Source organism: Alcanivorax sp. P2S70 (genome assembly GCF_000475295.1).
Taxonomy (GTDB): domain Bacteria; phylum Pseudomonadota; class Gammaproteobacteria; order Pseudomonadales; family Alcanivoracaceae; genus Alcanivorax; species Alcanivorax profundi.
Genome location: NZ_AXBZ01000012.1, coordinates 59157 through 79105, shown reverse-complemented (window position 1 = coordinate 79105; position 19949 = coordinate 59157). Strand labels below are relative to the sequence as shown.

23 protein-coding genes and 1 pseudogene are annotated in these 19949 nt (G+C 60.1%); 12 read left to right on the top strand and 12 right to left on the bottom strand.

Translation table 11 applies throughout. From position 1 onward, the window contains the following. Positions 1-71: 71 nt before the first annotated feature. The 5 genes from Q672_RS22675 to Q672_RS22655 form a co-directional block, all read right to left on the bottom strand. Positions 72-773 (bottom strand): uroporphyrinogen-III synthase, encoded by a 702-nt coding sequence (locus Q672_RS22675; RefSeq protein ID WP_022984730.1) that lies wholly within the window; start codon positions 771-773, stop codon positions 72-74. A 5-nt stretch (positions 774-778) separates the two neighbouring features. Then, on the bottom strand, positions 779-1708 hold the full coding sequence (gene hemC / locus Q672_RS22670) for a hydroxymethylbilane synthase (protein ID WP_022984729.1): 930 nt from the start codon (positions 1706-1708) through the stop codon (positions 779-781). 200 nt (positions 1709-1908) lie between these two features. Further along, positions 1909-2220 carry a TRL-like family protein gene (locus Q672_RS22665; protein WP_022984728.1) on the bottom strand — a complete coding sequence of 104 codons (312 nt, stop codon included), beginning with the start codon at positions 2218-2220 and terminating at the stop codon, positions 1909-1911. 98 nt (positions 2221-2318) lie between these two features. Then, positions 2319-3059, bottom strand: coding sequence for a LytR/AlgR family response regulator transcription factor (locus Q672_RS22660; protein WP_022984727.1), 741 nt, complete (start codon positions 3057-3059; stop codon positions 2319-2321). A gap of 12 nt (positions 3060-3071) precedes the next feature. Beyond that, the gene (locus Q672_RS22655; RefSeq protein WP_022984726.1) at positions 3072-4112 is read right to left on the bottom strand and encodes a sensor histidine kinase; all 1041 of its coding nucleotides are present in this window, start codon (positions 4110-4112) and stop codon (positions 3072-3074) included. Positions 4113-4253: 141 nt separating this feature from the next. Here Q672_RS22655 and argH point away from each other — a divergent pair, with 141 nt between their 5' ends. The 4 genes and pseudogenes from argH to Q672_RS22640 all read left to right on the top strand — a co-directional run bounded on the left by argH (position 4254) and on the right by Q672_RS22640 (position 8245). Next, positions 4254-5657 carry an argininosuccinate lyase gene (gene argH / locus Q672_RS22650; RefSeq protein WP_022984725.1) on the top strand — a complete coding sequence of 468 codons (1404 nt, stop codon included), beginning with the start codon at positions 4254-4256 and terminating at the stop codon, positions 5655-5657. 86 nt (positions 5658-5743) lie between these two features. Beyond that, a pseudogene (lptM, locus tag Q672_RS33940) lies at positions 5744-5848 on the top strand (LPS translocon maturation chaperone LptM); the annotation flags it as partial. Positions 5849-5904: 56 nt separating this feature from the next. Beyond that, positions 5905-7146 (top strand): diaminopimelate decarboxylase, encoded by a 1242-nt coding sequence (gene lysA, locus Q672_RS22645; RefSeq protein ID WP_022984723.1) that lies wholly within the window; start codon positions 5905-5907, stop codon positions 7144-7146. A gap of 115 nt (positions 7147-7261) precedes the next feature. Continuing rightward, entirely contained in the window at positions 7262-8245 is a 984-nt protein-coding gene (locus Q672_RS22640) for a Solitary outer membrane autotransporter beta-barrel domain (protein WP_022984722.1), read from the top strand. 215 nt (positions 8246-8460) lie between these two features. Here Q672_RS22640 and Q672_RS22635 read toward each other — a convergent pair whose 3' ends face one another. Next, positions 8461-9339, bottom strand: a complete 879-nt coding sequence (locus Q672_RS22635) for a 23S rRNA (adenine(2030)-N(6))-methyltransferase RlmJ (RefSeq protein WP_235047188.1) — start codon at positions 9337-9339, stop codon at positions 8461-8463. 274 nt (positions 9340-9613) lie between these two features. Between Q672_RS22635 and dapF the strand changes: the two genes are divergently transcribed. From dapF to Q672_RS22610, 5 genes are read left to right on the top strand one after another with little or no spacing between them, the layout of a single operon-like run. After that, complete coding sequence (gene dapF / locus Q672_RS22630) at positions 9614-10462, top strand: diaminopimelate epimerase (protein ID WP_022984720.1); 849 nt, start codon at positions 9614-9616, stop codon at positions 10460-10462. An 18-nt stretch (positions 10463-10480) separates the two neighbouring features. Then, entirely contained in the window at positions 10481-11203 is a 723-nt protein-coding gene (locus Q672_RS22625) for a DUF484 family protein (RefSeq protein ID WP_022984719.1), read from the top strand. A gap of 55 nt (positions 11204-11258) precedes the next feature. Beyond that, complete coding sequence (xerC, locus tag Q672_RS22620; protein ID WP_031226169.1) at positions 11259-12164, top strand: tyrosine recombinase XerC; 906 nt, start codon at positions 11259-11261, stop codon at positions 12162-12164. 34 nt (positions 12165-12198) lie between these two features. Next, positions 12199-12906, top strand: a complete 708-nt coding sequence (locus Q672_RS22615; protein ID WP_031226167.1) for an HAD family hydrolase — start codon at positions 12199-12201, stop codon at positions 12904-12906. Beyond that, positions 12899-13228: a YqcC family protein gene (locus Q672_RS22610; RefSeq protein ID WP_022984716.1), complete on the top strand. Its 330-nt coding sequence runs from the start codon at positions 12899-12901 to the stop codon at positions 13226-13228. The genes Q672_RS22615 and Q672_RS22610 overlap by 8 nt, the downstream gene beginning before the upstream one ends. A 73-nt stretch (positions 13229-13301) precedes the next feature. Here the strand turns inward: Q672_RS22610 and Q672_RS22605 are convergent, their stop codons facing one another. Continuing rightward, positions 13302-14264 (bottom strand): hypothetical protein, encoded by a 963-nt coding sequence (locus tag Q672_RS22605; protein ID WP_022984715.1) that lies wholly within the window; start codon positions 14262-14264, stop codon positions 13302-13304. A 163-nt stretch (positions 14265-14427) separates the two neighbouring features. Further along, a complete protein-coding gene (gene hemP / locus Q672_RS22600) occupies positions 14428-14604 on the bottom strand; it encodes a hemin uptake protein HemP (protein ID WP_022984714.1) in 177 nt (58 codons plus the stop codon). Between the two features lie 202 nt (positions 14605-14806). Here hemP and Q672_RS22595 point away from each other — a divergent pair, with 202 nt between their 5' ends. From Q672_RS22595 to Q672_RS22585, 3 genes are all read left to right on the top strand, one after another. Beyond that, positions 14807-15325, top strand: a complete 519-nt coding sequence (locus Q672_RS22595) for a DUF6231 family protein (RefSeq protein ID WP_031226165.1) — start codon at positions 14807-14809, stop codon at positions 15323-15325. Positions 15326-15420: 95 nt separating this feature from the next. Next, on the top strand, positions 15421-16101 hold the full coding sequence (locus Q672_RS22590) for a hypothetical protein (RefSeq protein ID WP_022984712.1): 681 nt from the start codon (positions 15421-15423) through the stop codon (positions 16099-16101). 99 nt (positions 16102-16200) lie between these two features. After that, positions 16201-16623 (top strand): OsmC family protein, encoded by a 423-nt coding sequence (locus Q672_RS22585; RefSeq protein WP_022984711.1) that lies wholly within the window; start codon positions 16201-16203, stop codon positions 16621-16623. A gap of 266 nt (positions 16624-16889) precedes the next feature. On the opposite strand, the gene Q672_RS22580 is transcribed toward Q672_RS22585, so the two are convergent. From Q672_RS22580 to Q672_RS22565, 4 genes are all read right to left on the bottom strand, one after another. Next, on the bottom strand, positions 16890-17399 hold the full coding sequence (locus Q672_RS22580) for a dihydrofolate reductase (protein WP_022984710.1): 510 nt from the start codon (positions 17397-17399) through the stop codon (positions 16890-16892). A gap of 76 nt (positions 17400-17475) precedes the next feature. Continuing rightward, positions 17476-18309 (bottom strand): thymidylate synthase, encoded by an 834-nt coding sequence (locus Q672_RS22575; protein WP_022984709.1) that lies wholly within the window; start codon positions 18307-18309, stop codon positions 17476-17478. A gap of 4 nt (positions 18310-18313) precedes the next feature. Next, positions 18314-19117 carry a prolipoprotein diacylglyceryl transferase gene (lgt, locus tag Q672_RS22570; protein ID WP_022984708.1) on the bottom strand — a complete coding sequence of 268 codons (804 nt, stop codon included), beginning with the start codon at positions 19115-19117 and terminating at the stop codon, positions 18314-18316. A 6-nt stretch (positions 19118-19123) separates the two neighbouring features. After that, on the bottom strand, positions 19124-19927 hold the full coding sequence (locus Q672_RS22565) for a sulfite exporter TauE/SafE family protein (RefSeq protein ID WP_022984707.1): 804 nt from the start codon (positions 19925-19927) through the stop codon (positions 19124-19126). Positions 19928-19949 lie beyond the last annotated feature (22 nt).

The following is a 19949-nucleotide window of genomic DNA, read 5'->3' as shown; positions in this document are numbered from 1 at the left end:
GTCAAAAACCTTAAAGGGGGGCGCTCTGCCTGTCCATTAAACAATGTAATGCAGCGGGGACGGCAACACGATTATTGCAGGCCAGGCAATGCAGCCAGCATATCGTCATCGTGGGCACTGGCGGCAGTGATCACGGTTCCGTCAAAGCTGGCACGAATCTGTGCGGCGACACGCTCGCCAGCGGCAATCACGCCACACCCGGCAGGCAAACCCGACACCACGCTGTGCCAACTTTCCACACTGGTGATCATGGCCCAGTCACAACCGGGCGGGCAATGAAAATCCGGGTTGGCCTGACGACGATAAAACGCCAGCGAGGAAACCTCGGCGCCACGGGCCTGCAGGGTCTGCGCCAGCAATTCCCGGCCGGTTTCGCCCCGACACAACAGCACCTTTTTTTCCTGAATATCCTGCAGGCAGGGCAACGCCAACACCGCCTCGGAGTTAAATCCGCTGGCGGGCACTTCAGCCGTCAGCTGCCATTGCCCCAGTTCCGCGGCAGTGGCGCGGCCTACCGCCAGCCAGTGCACGCCGACCGGCCATTGAGGCCAGAGATCCGCCATGGCGGACAGCGCCAGTCGTGCGGCATTGGGGCTGGCGAAAAAGACCCCGTGATACAAATCCAGATCCATCAGGGTGCGCCGCATGGCCGCCGTCACCGGCAAGGGCTCGATCAGCAGGGCCGGGCTATGGCACGGCTGATACCCCGCTTGCCCGAGCGCGGCCATTAGGCCCTGTTCCTGTCCCTGTGGGCGGGTCACCAGTACCTGCATGAGCACTACCGGTTGTAAAGCGCCTTGAGAATATCATCGGCCCCCTGGGCCAGCAGCTCTTCAGCCAGCTGGATGCCCAACTCTGCCCCCGCATTGCGATGGGCACGCCCTTCAGCCCGCAACACCCGACTGCCGTCTTCTTCGGCCACCAACGCGCGCATCCACAGGTCGTCCCCTTCCAACAGGGCAAAGCCGGCGATGGGAACCTGACAACCGCCTTCAAGTCGACGATTCATGGCACGCTCGGCCACCACTCGATCCCAGGTGTCGGTATCGCTCAGCGGGCTGAGCAGCTCGATGGTACGGGCATCCCCGTCGCGACACTCGATGCCCACCGCGCCCTGGCCAACCGCAGGCAGGGATTCCTCTGGTGGCATCTCATAGCGAATACGATCAAACATCTGCAGCCGTTTAAGGCCGGCAGCGGCCAGAATAATGGCATCAAATTCTCCCGCATCCAGCTTGCCGAGACGGGTCTGCACATTGCCGCGCAGGCTCTTGACCACCAGATCCGGGCGGTTCGCCTTCACCTGCGCCTGACGGCGCAAGCTGGACGTGCCCACACAGGCCCCCTGCGGCAACGATGCCAGACTGTCGTACTGATTGGACACAAACGCATCGCGGGGATCTTCCCGCTCACAGATTACCGGCAGCACAAACCCCGGCGGCAGCTCCATGGGTACATCCTTCATGGAGTGCACGGCAATGTCCGCACGGCCATCCATCATGGCCTCTTCCAGCTCTTTGACGAACAACCCCTTGCCACCGATCTTCGCCAACGGGGTATCCAGAATCTTGTCACCCTGGGTCTTGATGCGCACCAGCTCCACACTCAAGCCCTCATGCAGGCTTTCCAGTCGCTGCTGGACATATTCCGCCTGCCAGATGGCCAACGGACTGGAACGGGTGGCGATACGCAAGATTTCGCGGGACATGGGGGATCCTGTGTTCAGTTGAAAAGTGGGCCCAGTCTACAGCAAAGGCGCACAGTGGCCGAGACGAGGAGCTGAAAGCTCAAAAGCGCGGGCAGAGCAGCCGGATTCAGAAACGTCGAAGCCGCGCCCATAAACTGGACGCGGCTTCAAGAGCAGGACCAAACTGGCGCAGGCCCACGCTTCAGCTTTGGACTTTCAACTTAATTGCCGTAGACCACCACGGTAAACTCGGCGAGTACACCGAAGAAATTCTGGGATTCATAATCCACATGGTGGATCTCGGTAATACCACCATTCCGGGCCGCCGTCTGGATAGAGGCATCCCCGGACGCGATCAACCCCAGGATGGAGCGAGTAGAGGCACGACCCACACGGGTCGGCTTTTCCGTGGAAGCCGTCGCCGTCAGCGGCGCCTTCACATTGGCAAACAGAAGACCGGAAACCGGCATGGTAGCGGTGGCGCAGCCACTCAGTACGACAGCGCTGACCAGCAGCAGAAGCAGCTTTTTCATGACTTGGATCCTGTTGTTGTTATTCGGCGGGCCAATCCCCAGCACGCCACAAGGCTAGCATGCCGGGAGTTGGCTGTTAATTCCCCAAATGACCGCAGTTAAAGGTTCTGCAGTACCCGGCGCAAGCCTGCCACATGGCGGCGGCTGACCGTCAATCGGGACTCGATACCCCGCAGCCGGACCTGATGGTGGCCGGCGGTGGCCATTTCCATGCCTTCAATGAACTTGAGTGCCACCAGCGCATTGCGATGGATGCGCACAAACATCTCCCCGAATTCGGTTTCCAGCTCTTTCAGGGTCTCATCAATCAGAACCTCACCTTCGCCATAGCACACGGTGACGTATTTCTGGTCAGCGAGGAAATACCGCACGTCATCCACCGGCACCAGTTCCAGCCCACGGTGAGTACGGGCACTGATATGGCCACGGCGGCGAGGCTTCTCTTCGCTGACTTCCTTGCCGATCTCCGCCAACTGCACCCGGTTGAGGGTACGGGCCTTGGACAGGGCCGCGACCAGGTCATCTGCGCTCACCGGTTTGAGCAGGTAATCCACCGCATGAACCTTGAAGGCCTGCAGGGCATGCTCGTCATAGGCGGTGCAGAAAATCAGTGCCGGCGGGTTATCGATCTTGCTGAGGTGCTCAGCGGCCTCCATACCGTCCATTTCCGGCATGCGGATATCCATCAGCACCACATCGGGCCGATGTTCCTGAGCCTGCTCGATGGCCTCGCGACCGTTGGCGGCTTCGGCAACCACCTCCACCCCGTCGGTTTTATCTACCAGACGTTTCAGGCGGTCCCGGGCCAGTTGCTCATCATCACATACTAGTACCCGCATAATTTTCGTCCCTTATTGCTGTAGCGGATAACGGATTTCTATCTCGTATTCTTTTTCTTGCGGGCGGGATTCCACCGCCACCTGATCACCGTAAAGAGCCTGCAACCGGTGCAGGATATTTTCCAGCGCCATGCGGTTGCCCTTGTGATGACCATCACCCGGCGGTTTGGGGTTGCTCACCGACAAACGCAGGAAACCACCTTCATCCACGGCACTGATCACCACCATGCCACCAGCGGCCAATGGCTGTACACCATGATAAATGGCATTTTCGAGCAAGGGTTGCAAGGTTAACAGGGGAATCCGCACATTTTCCGCCGGCACCTGAATGTCCCAGGTGACCTGCAAACGGTCCCCCATACGCAGCTGCTCAATATGGATATAGCGACGGCAAAGCTCCAGCTCATCGGCCAGAGAGGCTTCATTCCCGCTGCTTTTCAGGCTCGCCCGGAACAACACGGACAAATCCTCTACCACCTGCTCGGCGGCATCCGGATCCACCGCGATCAGGCTGGAGATAATGTTCATGGAATTGAACAAAAAATGCGGGCGTATACGCGATTGCAGCGCCTGTATTCGTGCCTGCAGCTCTGCCTGCCCCTTCTGCCGCAGCTGCTCTTGAACGTAGAAATAACGCATTACCAGCCCGGCAATGATCGCCGCTATCAAGCTGTTGACCAGAATTTCCGGGCTCCACATCGGACTGATGTGCAGGGTGCCGGCCACCCAGGCCATCACCGCGCGAGCGACCAGGCTGAACAACAGGGTGTCCAGCACCACCAGCAACACCACCGACACTGACGCCCAGGCCGGCGCCAACTGGTTCAAGCGCGGGCGCAACTGGCAGACCATTGCCGCCGACGTCAGGCCAACCCACTGGACAAACAGGGACGTTACCGCCAGGCGGCCAACGCTGAATGCATCGTAGTAGGTGGCCACCAGGGTCACCACCAGCGCCATCAACTCAGCAACGACAACGACCACCAGCACCGCCCGGGTACTGCAGAGGTCGGGTAGAAACCCGCTGCCTGGCGGCTCATCCATGGCTGCCATTGCGGCTCCTTATCGGTAGAAATTATGAGCTTCTCCGCTTTTATACCTTAACTGACAGCCAGCCCCAAGGGATTGTTCAGGGGTTCACCGGTCCCTGCTATACTGCGCGCCCGCAATTCCGGCTTTAGATGAGCGAGTACGATGACTGACAAGCAGCAGAACAAACTCTGGGGCGGCCGCTTCAGCGAATCCACCGACCAGTTCGTGCAGGAATTCACCGCCAGCGTGAATTTCGACCAGCGCATGTACCGTCAGGACATCTACGGCTCTCAGGCCCACGCCACCATGCTGGCCGAGGTCGGCGTGCTGACCGATGACGAGCGCGACGCCATCATCAATGGCCTGGCCGAGATCCAGAAGGAAATCGAAGCCGGGGAATTCCAGTGGTCCGTGGCCCTGGAAGATGTGCACATGAATATTGAGGCCCGCCTCACCGACAAGATCGGCATCACCGGCAAGAAGCTGCACACCGGCCGTAGCCGAAACGACCAGGTGGCCACCGACATCCGCCTGTGGCTGCGTGATGAAATGCTGATCATGGAAGAACAGTACCTGCACCTGATGACCGGCATGCTGGATCTGGCCGAGCGCGAGGCTGCCACCATCATGCCCGGTTTCACGCACCTGCAGACCGCCCAGCCGGTCACCTTCGGCCACCATCTGCTGGCCTGGTTCGAAATGCTCAAGCGTGACCGTGAGCGTCTGCTGGACGCCAAAAAGCGGGTCAACCGCATGCCGCTGGGCGCCGCCGCCCTGGCTGGCACCACCTACCCCATCAACCGTCAGCGCACCTGCGAACTGCTCGGCTTTGATGGCGTCTGTGAGAATTCCCTGGACGCAGTTAGCGATCGCGATTTCGCCATCGAATTCTGTGCCCTGGCCGCCCTGTCCATGACTCACCTGTCGCGCATCAGCGAAGAGCTGGTGTTGTGGACCAGCGCCCAGTTCAACTTCATCAACCTGCCCGATCGCTTCTGTACCGGCAGCTCCATCATGCCGCAGAAGAAAAATCCTGACGTACCGGAGCTGGTGCGCGGCAAGACCGGCCGCGTCAACGGCCACCTGATCAGCCTGCTGACCCTGATGAAAAGCCAGCCACTGGCCTATAACAAGGACAACCAGGAAGACAAGGAACCGCTGTACGATGCCGTGGACACCCTTAAAGGCAGCCTGCGCGCCTTTGGCGACATGATCCCGGCCCTGGAGCCCAACCGCGAGGTGATGCGCGAAGCGGCCCGCCGCGGCTTCGCCACCGCCACCGATCTGGCCGATTACCTGGTGCGCAAGGGCATCGCCTTCCGCGACTCCCACGAGATCGTCGGCAAGGCTGTGGCCTACGGCGTAGAGAAGAAGAAGGATCTTAGCGACATGTCCCTGTCTGAACTGAAACAGTTCAGCGACCAGATCGAAGACGACGTGTTCGACGTATTGACCCTGGAAGGCTCAGTGAGCGCCCGTAACCACATCGGCGGCACCGCCCCCGATCAGGTCCGCGCCGCCGTTGCCCGCGCCCGTGAGGCACTGGACAATACCGGTAACGCCTGACCCAGGCGCCTGCCCGCAGGCAGGCATTGATTCGCCCGGCGGAAAGGGCCGCTGCCCTTTCCGCTCTTTGCGCCCGGAGCTGGAAAATGCGCTTATCTGCCTTGTTACTGCTTGCCCTTCTCACTGGCTGTGGCCAGAAAGGGCCTCTGTACTTTGCGCCGGACGAACCCAGGCAGCCCGCTCCGAGCCAGCCAGCCCAAGACACCGCTGACGACGCTCAGCACGATGACGATCAGAAGGACTGACCATGGACCCCTTCCAGTACCGTGACGGCGAACTGTTTGCCGAAGAACTGCCGGTAGCACAACTGGCCGAACGTTTCGGCACCCCCCTGTATCTTTACTCCCGGTCCGCCTTCGAACGCCATTACCAGGCCTTCGACGACGCCTTCGGCGATCACCCTCACCAGGTCTGTTATGCGGTGAAAGCCAACTCCAACCTGGCAGTGCTGAACGTGCTGGCCCGCTGCGGGGCCGGCTTTGATATCGTCTCCGGCGGTGAGCTGGAGCGGGTACTGCGCGCCGGCGGCGACCCGGACAAAATCGTGTTTTCCGGGGTCGGTAAAACCGCCGCCGAAATGGCCGCTGCCCTGAAAGCCGGCATCCACTGTTTCAATGTGGAGTCCGCTGCCGAACTGGAACTGCTTAACTTGGTGGCCGGCGAACTGGACATGGAAGCCCCCATTTCCATCCGGGTAAACCCGGACGTGGACGCCCAGACCCACCCCTATATTTCCACCGGTCTGAAAGACAACAAATTCGGCGTGGACATCAACAAGGCCCCGGCCCTGTACCAGCGCGCCCACGAGATGCCGCATATCCGCATCCTCGGCATCGACTGCCACATCGGCAGCCAGCTCACCAATCTGGCGCCGTTCGAAGATGCGTTGGAGCGCGTGCTGAAACTGCTCGACCAGTTACAACAACAAGGCATCGAGATCCATCATCTGGATCTGGGTGGCGGACTGGGCGTGACCTACAACGACGAAACGCCGCCGGAGCGCAGCGCCTATGTCCAGGCCCTGCTCAAGCACATCCCCGGCGACCTGCCGGTTCATATCGAGCCCGGCCGTTCCATTGCCGCCAACGCCGGGATCTTTATCACCCAGGTACTGTTCCTCAAGCCCACCGAGCACAAGAACTTTGCCATCGTGGATGGCGCCATGAACGACCTGATCCGCCCCAGCCTTTATTCGGCCTGGCAAGACATCGTGCCGGTGAAACCCCACGATGCAGACTGTCGCACCTGGGACATCGTTGGCCCGGTATGCGAAACCGGCGATTTCCTCGGCAAGGATCGCGCCCTGTCTCTGGAAACCGGCGATCTGCTGGCGGTGCGCAGTGCCGGCGCCTACGGCTTCGCCATGGCCAGTAACTACAATAGCCGCAACCGCCCTGCCGAAATCATGGTAGATGGTGACCAGGCCTTTGTCGTGCGTCAGCGTGAAACGTTTGATGAGCAGTTAAAGCCAGAATCACTGCTCCCCTGAGGCCCTCCTTTTGAGGGGTCTGCGGCCCGCAGCCCCCTCAGGGAACGACGCCCCCTCTGTCTTTCCCTCCTGCTTTTGTGCTTCACTTCCTACACGCTCTCCACTGCCCATCGTCATGCCGCGATTTCTGATTCTGCTGACTTTACTGCTACCGGCCCCGGCCTTCGCTGCCACCCCGGTGCAAAAAGCCATTCGTCTCAGCCTTGCCGAAAGCTATGTAACGGCCACCTTGCTGACTGGCGGCAATGCCGTGCGACTGGGGTTCTGGGACTTCGACCCCAATAATTTTATTGGGTTTGAAGACGAGAACCTGGGATCACTGGAAGCCCAGGAGCTGCGTCAACGGCTCACCACCGTGTCACTCCCTTACTCCTGGAGCACCCCGATCGGTGAACACAGCAACACCCTGGTTCTGAATGCCAAGGCGGCGTATCTGGGGCAAAAGCAGGAAACCCAGCTAGCCTCGTCCACCAGAAGCACCCGTGACACCATCGACAGCTCGGTCACTACCCTCACGTCAGGGGCAGAGTTCCGGCACCGCCTGAACGACAACATCGGGCTCGCCGCGGGCCTGAACCTGAACTGGCAGCGTTATCTCAATGATACGGATTTCAACACTCCGGAATCCCAGGCGCTGGCCCCGGCGCTGGACGGTCTGGTCACCAACTACAGCGCCAACGCCTGGCAGGCAGAACCCTACCTCAGGACAACCTGGTTTATCGGTGGACGCCGCGCCGAGGTCAAGTTGATCAGCGAATGGCACTACATGAAAGGGCGCACTTTTGCGACCAGTGAACCCGCCCATGACGTCCAGCCAGAAGCCTGGTACTGGTCCAATGGCGTCCGCTGGCGCCACCCCTTCGTCACTCGCATCCTTCCCGGCCAGAATGTCTGGATGCAAGCCTCACGCTATGATCTGGGAGCTGATCTGGATGGCCCGCTGGGCAACCACTATTACTATGAAGCCGGGGTGGGCTGGCTGCTGGACGTGCAAAAGCTCAACATCCCGTTCGTGGATAATATCGGGGTAGGCATCAACCTGAATTACGGCAGCGTATTACGCGGCGGCACGCTGGTGCTGCTGTTCAATGAGGAGTAACCCGCAGCAAAAGGTACAGCGGCACGGCGCCGATCTGGAATTACGACTTCAACTCGGACGACTACCGTGTTCCGGTGGGCGCACGACTCGGCAAGGAGGTTTTCAACTTCCTTGTCGAACCGCAGGTCTCGGTGGCTGACCGGGCCCCGGCCAGCCACAATGGCAATTGTGCTTCGCCATGAACATGGTGTTTCTGTAAGCGAACGAGGCGAGGCTTACGCCCCTTCCCCGGTAAGACGCTTCACCATACCGTGACCGCCGGTGTCGCACAGGTGCTCCTTGAGTAAAGGCATGGCCTGAGCCATATGCTGGGCCAGGGTGTAAGGCGGGTTGATAATCAGCATGCCGGACCCCGTCATGCCACGGCCAGAGGCATCCGGGCGCACGCACAGTTCCACCCGCAACAGATCCGGCATTTCCGCCTTGATGAACTCACGCACAAAATGCTCCGTGCGATTCCGGTCAAGCACCGGGTACCAGATCGCATAGGTCGCCGTGGCCCAACGCTCCATGGCCATCTGCAGGGCAGGCAGCACATCCCGGTAATCACGTTCCAGCTCATAAGAAGGATCAATCAGCACCATGCCGCGGCGATGCTGGGGCGGCATCATGGCCTTGATGCCCTGCCAGGCATCCAGCTTTTCCACCCGCACCCGCTTGTCGCCGGCGAAACGCTTGTGCAGCAATTCGAAATCCGTGCTGTGCAGCTCGGTACATTGCAGACGGTCCTGTTCACGCAACAGGCTGGCGGCAATGCTCGGAGAACCGGGGTACTCGCGCAGTTTTCCCACCGGATTGAGCTGCTTCACCAGCTTCACATACTGGTCGATCACACCAACCTCTGTGCGCTTGTCCCACAGCCGCTCGATGCCGTCCCGGTACTCCCCGGTCTTCTGCATGTGATCACTGTCGATCAGGTAATTGCCTGCCCCACCGTGCGTGTCGTGCACCGTGAAGGGCTTATCCTTCTTTTTCAGGTACTCGATGATGGCGATCTGCACGATGTGCTTGAGGACATCGGCAAAGTTGCCGGCGTGATAGCTGTGGCGGTAGGAAAGCATGGGCAACAGGCCTGGTAATGAAGGTAATGGCATGGGTGAAGGCTTTGGCGTGATTGTAAACCATGATGGGGACGTTGACAGTTGATAGTGGACCTCTGACAGCTACGCGAACAGGCATCGGTTTTTCCCCACCCAGGGAGCCCGCCCCCATCGCCGGGTCGCGGCATCATGCCTTCAAGCTGAACCGCTTACTGGCCGCGACGCTGTCAAAGGTCCACCATCAACTGTCAACTCATCCTCATTCCCCTGTCACCGCACGGTCTATCTGCATACAATATCCTCTCAAATCACGTACTGCTGGATTGTTATGAACCTGCGTTTCACCAAAATGCACGGCCTTGGCAACGATTTCATGGTGATTGATGGTATCAATCAGCCACTGCCTGAGAACGGCCTGCCGTTTCCTGCCGACGAAATCCGCCGGCTTGGCAGCCGCCATTTTGGCGTGGGCTTCGATCAGATGCTGATTGTCCAGCCGGCACAGGGCGAGGCAGATTTCCGCTATCGCATTCTCAATGCCGACGGTTCCGAGGTGAGCCAGTGCGGTAACGGCGCCCGCTGTTTCGCCCGTTTCGTCCGAGAGCAGGGCCTGACCCAGAAACAGGACATTGTGGTCGAAACCGCCGCCGGGCAAATGACCCTGTCGGTCACCGACGACGAACAAGTCACCGTCGACATGGGCGCGCCTCGATGGGCCCCGGACGCCATCCCAATGACCGCCAAGGGCGAAGCGGACAGCTACTTCCTTGTCTCCGGCACTCAGGCATGGGAAGTGGGCGCGGTGGGGCTGGGCAACCCGCATTGCACCCTGCTGGTGGAAAATGTGGATACCGCGCCAGTAGAGAGCGCCGGTCCGCTGCTGGAATGTCACGAACAATTCCCCGAACGGGTCAATGTGGGCTTCATGCAAGTGGTCAGCCGTGAGGAAATTCGCCTGCGAGTCTACGAGCGCGGCGCCGGGGAAACCCTGGCTTGCGGCTCTGGCGCCTGCGCGGCCGTGGTAATTGGCCAGCGACGCGGCTGGCTGGATAACGCCGTTACCGTGCATCTGCCCGGTGGCTCCCTGCACATCGAATATCACGGTGAGGGCGGCATCCGGATGACAGGCCCGGCCAGCCATGTCTATGATGGCAGCATTGATATCAAGACTGACTGATCAGCACAGGACGGACAGATGACGGATCACAGCCCGGCGAATGCCGACCAGGTCGCCGCCTACCTGCGGGACAACCCGGAGTTCTTCGAGCAGCGGCCGGAACTGCTGGAACTGTTGCGTCTGCCTGACTCTAAAGGCGAAGCCGTCTCCCTGCTGGAGCGTCAGGCCTCGATCCTGCGTGAACGCAATACCGAGTTACGCGACCGACTCAACGGCCTGCTGGATGTGGCCCGCGAAAACGACCACCTGTTCGACAAGACCCGTCGCCTCACCCTGGCCCTGCTGGAAGCCCGCGGCGCCGAAAAGCTGTTCCGCAATCTGCTTACCAGCCTTGGCGACGACTTCCGGTGCGACCGGGTGTCGCTCATGCTCTATGACCGGGAAGTGCCGATCCTCGGCGATCTGCGCAACCAGATCCGATGTGTCGACAGCAACGCGTTGCCTCAGGCACTCAATCACCTGCTGCGCAATGGCAAGGCCGTGTGTGGCGCCATGCGTCAGGAAGAGATGGACGCCCTGTTCAAGGAACATGCGACCGACATCCGCTCCGCCGCCATGGTCCCGCTGGAGTATCAGGGCCGTCTCGGCCTGCTGGCGATCGGCAGCAAAAGCGCCATGCACTTCCGCAGCTCCCTGGGCACCCTGTTCATCACTCACATCGGTCAGGTACTCAGCCGCCGCCTGCACGAAGTGCTTCGTCAGTACCCGCATCAGGCCGCCAAGAAAATCAGTGAACAGTGAATAGTTAACAGTGAACAGCGAAAAAGACGAACCCCAAAAAGCTGTCAACTCTCAACTGTCCACTGTCAACTCGTTCCTTACCCACCTTGAATCGGAGCGGCGGCTTTCGCCGCATACGGTCAGCAATTATCAGCGTGATTTGAAAGAAGCTTCGCGGGTGCTCGGTCAGCAAGACTGGGCCGCTGTCACTGTGCATGACATTCGCTCGCTGGTGGCCACGCTGCATCGTCAGGGCAAGGGCGGCAAGACGATTGCCCGGCTGCTTTCCACCCTGCGTACTTTTTACCGCTACCTGATGCGCGAAGGCATCGCCAGGGACAACCCGGTGGTGGATGTGCGCGCCCCCAGGAGCGGCAAGCGCCTGCCCAAGGCGCTGGATGCGGATCAGGTGACACAGCTCCTGGATGCCGGGGTCGACAAGGGCGACCCGCTCAGTCTGCGTGACCAGGCCATCATGGAACTGTTCTACGCTTGTGGCCTGCGGCTTGCCGAACTGCTGAGCCTGAATGTGGACAGCATCGACATGACCGCCGCCCAGCTGCTGGTCACGGGCAAGGGTAACAAGACCCGTCAGCTGCCCATGGGGAAACCGGCCGTCACCGCACTCAAGCGTTGGCTCAAGGCGCGCCCCCTGTTCGTCAAGGACAGCAGCGAAAAGGCCATCTTCCTCAGCAAGAACGGCAAGCGCCTGTCACCGTCCAGCGTACAGCAACGCCTCAAGCGCCATGCGCTGGAGCGCGGCCTGGATGACCATCTTCACCCGCACAAACTACGCCACTCTTTTGCCACGCACCTACTGGAATCTTCCGGCGACCTGCGCGCGGTGCAGGAACTGCTCGGCCACGCCGATCTCGCCACCACCCAGGTCTATACCCACCTGGACTTCCAGCACCTGGCCCAGGTGTATGATGGCGCCCATCCCAGAGCACAGCGCCGCAAGGACGATGACGAGTCCTCGTGAGCCTCGACTCCGCCCATGCGCTACAATGTCTCCCATGAGCAATCTCAAGCTGATTACCTTTGATCTGGACAACACCCTGTGGCCGGTGGATGAAGTGATTCGCCAGGCAGAGAAGGCGTGCAGTCTGTGGATCGCCGAGAATCACCCCGATGCCGCCGCCGCTCTGAGCGCCGAGCGGGTGCGGGCAGTTCGCACCTCCTTGCTCAAGGAAAAGCCGGAGTATCTCGACAACCTGACCGCCCTGCGCCAGGACGCCATGAGCCGTGCCTTTGTTGAGCACGGTTTCGGCAAAGACGAAGCCCGTCGCATTGCCCTGGCGGCTTTTCAGGTGTTCCATGAAGCCCGTAACCGGGTCAGTTTTTTTCCCGGAGCCCTGGAGGTACTGGAGCAGCTGGCCGACAGTTATGTGCTCGGCGCCCTCACCAATGGCAATGCCGATCTGAGAATGATCGGGATCCATGATCTGTTTGCCTTTCACCATTCCGCGGAAACCATCGGCAGGCGCAAGCCCGCCCCCGACATGTTTGCAGCAGCGTTACGTTCCGCCGGCGTTAGTGCCAGCCAGGCCGTACATGTGGGAGATCACCCGCTGGAAGATGTGCACGCAGCCCGTGAGCACGGCATGCATACGGTCTGGGCCAATCTGGTCGACATGGACTGGCCGGTTGAACTGGCCAAACCCAGTCACCATATCCATAACCTCCGCGAAATCCCTGACCTGGTGCCCCTGTTCGATGAATGACGCTGCGACGAAAAAACACACCGCTCTGCTCAACCTGCTCGATGCCCTGCAAACCGAGCTGGATGCCCGGGATCTGTGGTCTACCCAGCCGCCCGCGCCGTCCGCCTTCGAGAGTCAGACGCCCTTCTTCGCCGACACAATGAATTTCAGTGAGTGGTTGCAGTGGGTCTTCGTGGCCCGTTTTCGCGCCATTCTGGATGCCGGCGCACCCTTGCCTGCCAGCTGTGATGTGGCCCCCATGGCGGAGGAAGCGCTCAAGGAAATGGAGCAGGATGTCAGCGAAGTGATTCGTCTGCTGAAAGCCTTCGACGACCACTTCTGAACACCACACTAATGCGCGATGAACCCAAAAAAGGGGCCTTCCCAGCCCCGCCTTTTCGCCTTGCAGTCCGTCGCTATCGAATCACGCTATCGCGTAACAACTCCCGCCACGAGGCCTCTCCCTCGCCGGCGGAGAGCGTCCACAGCCAGTCACCTTGTTCATCCAGCGCTTCCAGCGCCGTCACCACCTGACCCTCAGCCGGTTTACGCAAGCGCCACAGGCTGTGCATCTGCGACATATCCAGCGATACCAGCGCACCATTGTGGGCAAGGTGGCAGTGATTGCCCTGCCAACGCGGCGATGACCAAGGGGCCGTCATGCATAACCGTACGCCCTGGTTACCGATACACAAGGTGGTCGCCGAATCCCGACTGGCGGCCTCACCCAATACGGCGGGCAGGGTTTCCGCGCGTACCTGACAGGCGAAACTGTCGCGCACAGACTCATACAACACCGAACGTTGATCGTGGCAGCGCGCCAGCAACTGGGTGAAATCTTCATCGTCATGGCTGCCGGCCCAGTCGCGCTCCAGCTCACTCAAAGGGCCCAGCTTGCTGCGCAGCAGGCGCGGAAACCCGCAGGGCAGATTCAGGGATTTCTGATCGGGGTGCAGCATGGCGCAGACCAACTCTTCAAACGCCAGGCCGCCACTGTCTGGCGCCACCGCCACCTGCTGGAGCGGCTGCCCCTGGCGATCAAGAAACAGCAGGCTGCGCGCCGGTAACGGCCCCGTGGGCTCCAGCACCGCCAACACCGAATGCCATTGGGCGGGCTGCAGGCTCTGGCGTAGGCGACATCGATCCCCCACCGATTCCAGCCACCACTCGCCATCACTGAACGCCGGGTAGTGCATATTCTGGGAGACTTTCGAGCCCGCACTGAAGGTGGTCACCACCAATGCGCCCAGCCGGTAAAGGGCTTTGAGAATGGCCAGCGGTTCATCCTGTAACCGCAGAACCCGGTCGCCGAGAGCGGCGCCGCACTGTCGTAGCAGAGGAGAGGCCGCCGGCGCCGAGGGCCACGTCATCACTGACATGCTGCCTCCAGTTCGCCACCCGGTGGAGCGTCGTGTCCGTCCGGGCATGATATTAGGTGTGGAAAGCTGGCGGCGGCTGGCGATCCACGTCAGGGAGAAAGGGTTGAGAGTGGCGGCACACCACCACCCCCGTGCCGGGCCCCAACGGGGGGCCCAGCGACATTCACTTGGTCAGGATTAAACGGTTGTTGGACGTGCGACGTAGCAGGTAGCGTTCACCGGCGTGCTCGATCCACAACTTGCCCTGATGGTTCAGCAGCAGACTGCTGGCAACGCTACTTTCCGCATTGATGGAAACACGACGGGTGGTAGTGGTCACATTCTTCTTGAGCTGGGACATGCTGGCCTCCTTGTCTGTATATGAGAATCATTATCATTATTGATTGGACAGACGTCAACGGTCTTTTCTGTTTTTCTGAACCGGGTCGCATTTCTGTGTGCAGAGGCGGCAAAAAAGAGAACGTAAAAGGTAACGAAAACCTGACCGGGGTTTGCATTCCCGACACTCGAAAGCCCCTGTTATTGGGGGTAGACTGAAAACCATGAATACCGCAATGGCACAACCCATGACCGAAACCCCGCAGGAGCGTCTGGCCGCTATTCTCGACAGCCACCAGCCTCGCTCCATCGTCTCCGTCAGCCTGAATCCCATCCCCGTCGTCAGTCAGTGGTGCAAGGACCACGACTGCGAACTGATCGAAATCCAGGAACAAAACCCGTTCAAGGCGCTGGAAGACATCCAGCGGATTGATATGGCGATTGTTGCCGATCAGCTCGAGTACATGACGCACCAGGAGGGTGAAGCGCTGATGGGATTGCTGCGTAACCTGCACACGGATTCCGTGGTGGCGGTGTACCAACCCGCCCTGGCCCCGCAGAAACTGCGCTGGCCCAGCAACGGTTTCCTGGCACTGGGCTGCCGGCAGCAGGGACACTTCGCTCAGGACGGCCGCTCCCTCGACATCTACAGCTATGACCTGGACGACTACAACTTCCAGCGCAACTGGAACAACCCCCGGTTCTGGGCCAACCCGGAGAACTGGGGCAAGTACTGGTGGTAACCAGGCCTCAACCGCGAGGCCAGTAGTCTGGTAAAGGCTTCAACGCTGTCGTATGGTGGCGCCACCTTTTCTGTCGACTGAATCGGCGGCAAACCATGCTTGGTCAACGTTTTCGTGAAATTCTCTATTTCTGGTGGCACAACCTTGGGCCATTGTTTCTGGTCACCGCCCCCTTTGCCTTGATGGGCGAGGCGGTGCAGTGGCTGTTTGGCGTCACTCTGGCATTGCCGGAGACCGCCGATGGCGCCCTGGAAGTCAGCGGCATCAGCCTGGCGCTGGTGTTACTGATGCGCCCCCTGGCAGAAGGCACTGTGATCAGCCAGATCGCCGCTGCCCGCACCGGCAAACCGGCCGGTCTGGTCGCCTGCATGGCTCCTGCCCTGCTCATGTTCCCGGCTCTGCTGGCCACCTACGCAATCATGGCCATTGGTGTCGCACTGGGCTGGATGGCCTTCTTTTTCCCGGCACTGTGGGTCTACACCCGCCTGAGTTTTGCTCCTTATCTGGTGGTACTGCACCGGCACAACCCCATTCAGGCCATCCGGCAGTCCTTCACCATGACCGAGCGCCAGCAGTGGCCCCTGCTGCTGATGGTCGTAATGGTTTTCATCGCATATCTGCTAGCCAGCAGCAGTCTGGCACAACTGATCAGCACTCTGGTCAGCCACACTGCCGCGGCCAATTTGCTGATTGCCCTGCCCGTCAGTCTGCTTGCCACCGGCATGAATGTGGCTGTTTTTCGCTACTGGGAACTGTCCGGCGCGCCCGAGGCATAAGGGCACACCAAACCGTTACCATTGCGCACAATTGCGGCCATGGCATTCCTCCGGATTAGTGGCATACTTTCAGGAAATGCATTCACCGGGGAAGATTTCGTGCCGCAACATACCATGCACCTGAGCTGGACCGATCACGGCGACCAGGATCACTATCTGTGGCACTTGGCCGACGGCAATGAGGTACGGGTGGTGGACGGCCATCATGGCCAGCAGGAATTCATGGAACCGGAAGAAGCCTTCATTGCCGCACTGGCGAGCTGCCATCTGTTGTCATTCCTGACCGAAGCTGCCCGTGAAGGGCTGGCCGTAGCCAGTTACGATGACGATCCACAAGCCATCCTTGGCCAGAATGATCAGGCAAAAATCTACGTAAAGCAGGTCACACTTCAACCGCTGGTCACATTCAAAAACGCCCAACCCGACAGTGCCGCCATTCAGGCGCTACATCAAAAAGCCCATGAGAAATGCTTTATCGCGCAGTCGATCAAGAGTGAGGTTGTGATTGAACCTCGGGCGTGAGGCAGGAGCGACGAGGGGTTTGAAATAGGGCTCGAGGTCCAGCTCGGTACACCATGCAAGCAGGGTTATTCGCTTCGCTCTCCCTTCGGGCATCCCTCTGTGCATGACTCCGCTTCGCCAGACCCCTACCAGGTGACCGGTTATTTATCGGCGCCGCACTCAACGCTCTGGCAGTCTTTTCGGTTCTTCGGAATGAAGGCGCCTTCCGGTCTTTGGGGAAACCGGCAAACCTTTAGGCCCTAACCATTCCAATCACGAACGTGTTGCTATTGTCTTTCGTAGACAACAAACGAATAGTCGTAGGGGTTGGGGCCTTCAGCGACAAAGTCTTCGCGGGCGATTTGCTGCCACTCGGACGCATCGTATTCCGGGAAGAATGTGTCGCCCTCTACATTGGCATGTACCTCGGTGAGATACAGACGGTCTGCCTGCGGCAAGGCCAGTGAGTAGATCTCCGCCCCCCCCATGATCACCGCCTCTTCCTGGCCCTCGATGAAGGCCACGTTTTCCGCCATGGCCACTGCGTCATCCAGGCTCGCGACCACCTTGGCGCCGTCGGCCAGATAATCCGGCTGGCGGGTAATGACGATGTTGGTCCGGCCGGGCAAGGGCCCCTTGAGGGATTCCCAGGTCTTGCGCCCCATGATTACCGGCTTGCCAAAGGTGACCTGCTTGAAATACTTGAGATCGTTGGGCAGATACCAAGGCAGCTTGTTATCCCGGCCAATCACGTTGTTACTGGCCTTGGCCACCATCATGGAAAGTCGAATGGACATTCAAACCTCACTTACTCGCACCACGCTTTCACGCATCACGCGTGTTGGCGTGTATGCGTGAAGCGGGCAGGCGTTATTAGATCGCCACAGGCGCCTTGATATGGGCGTGGGGGTCGTAATCACTCAGGGTGAAATCCTCGAAGGTGAAGGCAAACAGGTCTTTCACCCCGGGATTAAGAGTCATGGTCGGTAGCGCACGGGGCGCACGGGCCAGCTGGGTATCGGCCTGCTCCAGATGGTTGGAGTACAGGTGCGCATCCCCCAGGGTGTGCACAAAGTCACCGGGCTCGAGGCCGCAGACCTGCGCCATCATCAAGGTCAGCAGCGCGTAAGAGGCAATATTGAAAGGCACGCCCAGAAAGATGTCTCCGCTGCGCTGGTATAGCTGGCAGCTCAACTTGCCGTCCGCCACATAGAACTGGAACAGGCAGTGACAGGGCGGCAGCGCCTGCTTGCCCGCCGCGGCATTGGCATCCGGGGAAATGGCCGGATCTGGCAGCACCGCCGGGTTCCAGGCGCTGACCACCAGACGACGGGAATCCGGGTTGCGCTTGATCTCGTCCAGCACCTGGGTGATCTGGTCGATAACCTGTCCATCCGGGGTTTTCCAGCTACGCCATTGCTCGCCGTACACTGGCCCCAGCTCGCCGTCGGGGGTCGCCCACTCATCCCAGATAGAGACGCCATTTTCTTTCAGGTAACGGATATTGGTGTCACCGGACAGAAACCACAGCAGCTCGTGAATAATCGAACGCAGATGCAGTTTCTTGGTGGTGAGCATGGGGAAACCCTCGCTCAGGTCATAGCGCATCTGGTAGCCGAACACCGCATAGGTGCCGGTGCCGGTGCGGTCTTCCTTGAACGTGCCGTGATCACGCACATGGCGCAGTAGATCAAGATATTGCTTCATGCCGTCACCCTTTCACCATCGCCTGGCGATCGTCGGTTCGATACGCCCATACCATCATGGCGATACCGAGAATAATCATCGGAATGCTCAACAGCATCCCCATGGTCAGCCACCCGCCGGCCAAATAGCCGATATGGGCATCCGGCTCGCGGAAGAATTCCACAAAGGTCCGTGCCGCCCCGTAGCCGACCCCAAACAGGCCCGTCACCGCCCCGGCCGGGCGCGGTTTTGCCGAGTAGACCCACAGCACGATAAACAGCACCACTCCTTCCAGCAGGCACTCATAAAGCTGTGAGGGGTGCCGGGGAAGGCGATCCGGGTCAGTCGGAAACACCATGGCCCAGGGCACATCACTGGTCCGCCCCCACAGCTCGGCATTGATAAAGTTGCCAAAGCGGCCGGTAGCCAGCCCGATCGGCACCATGGGCACCATGAAATCGGCCACGGTAAAGAAACGCTTGTCGGTCTTGCGGGCAAACAGGGCAAACGCTACCAACACCCCGATGGCGCCACCGTGGAAGCTCATGCCGCCATCCCAGACCTTGAACAACCACACCGGGTCAGCCAGAAACTTGCTGAAATTATAGAAGAATACGTAGCCCAGACGACCACCCAGAATGACCCCCATGGCGCCATAGAACACCAGGTCGCTCACCTGATCCCGGGTCCAGCCCGAGTTCGGCGCCTTGGCACGCACGGTGCCCAGCCACCAGGCCGCCGCGAAGCCGATCATGTACATCAGCCCATACCAGTGGACCTTCAACGGGCCGATGGCGATGGCCACCGGATCAATCACAGGAAATTCCATAGCGTCCTATCCAAAGGCCAGATTCACACCCAACACAAACAGCACCACCGCAAATACCCGCTTCAGGGTCGCGGACGGCAAACGGTGACTGAGTCGGGCAGCCAGCCGGGCAAACGGAAAACTGGTGAGCACTATACCGGCTGTGGCGGGTAAAAACACATAACCGAGCGCCCCCTCAGGCAGATGACGCTCATCCCAGCCGGCCACGGCAAAGCCCACCGTCCCCGCCACCGCAATAGGCAACCCGCAGGCCGATGAGATAGCCACCGCCTGCTGCATTTTCAGGCGACACCAGCTGAGAAAAGGCACCGTCAGGGAGCCACCACCAATACCGAAAATCGCAGAGCCCGTGCCGATCAGCACCCCGGCGATCCCGAGCCCCACCGCCCCGGGGACTCGCTCCGGCAAGGACGCATCGACCGCCTTCTGCCCGACCAGCAACATCTGCAAGGCGATCAGCATGGCAAACAGACCAAACAAGCGGGTCAGCAGTTCCCCTTTCATGGCATCAGCAATGAACGCACCGGCAAACGCCCCCAGCACAATCCCCACCCCCAGCCGGAACGCCAGCGGCCAGCGGACAAAGCCCGCCTTGTGATGAGTACGCACCGCGCTGATGGAGGTAATGATGATGGTGCTGAGTGAGGTCGCCACGGCCATCTTGGCGACCAGATCATCTGCAAAGCCCAATCCGTGGAACAGGAAAATCAGCGCCGGCACGATCACCACCCCACCGCCCAGCCCCAGGGCTCCGGCCAGCAAGCCAGCCCCCACCCCGACTCCCAGACAGATCAGAAACAATTCCAGCACCCGCTCTCCCATTCACTGCCAA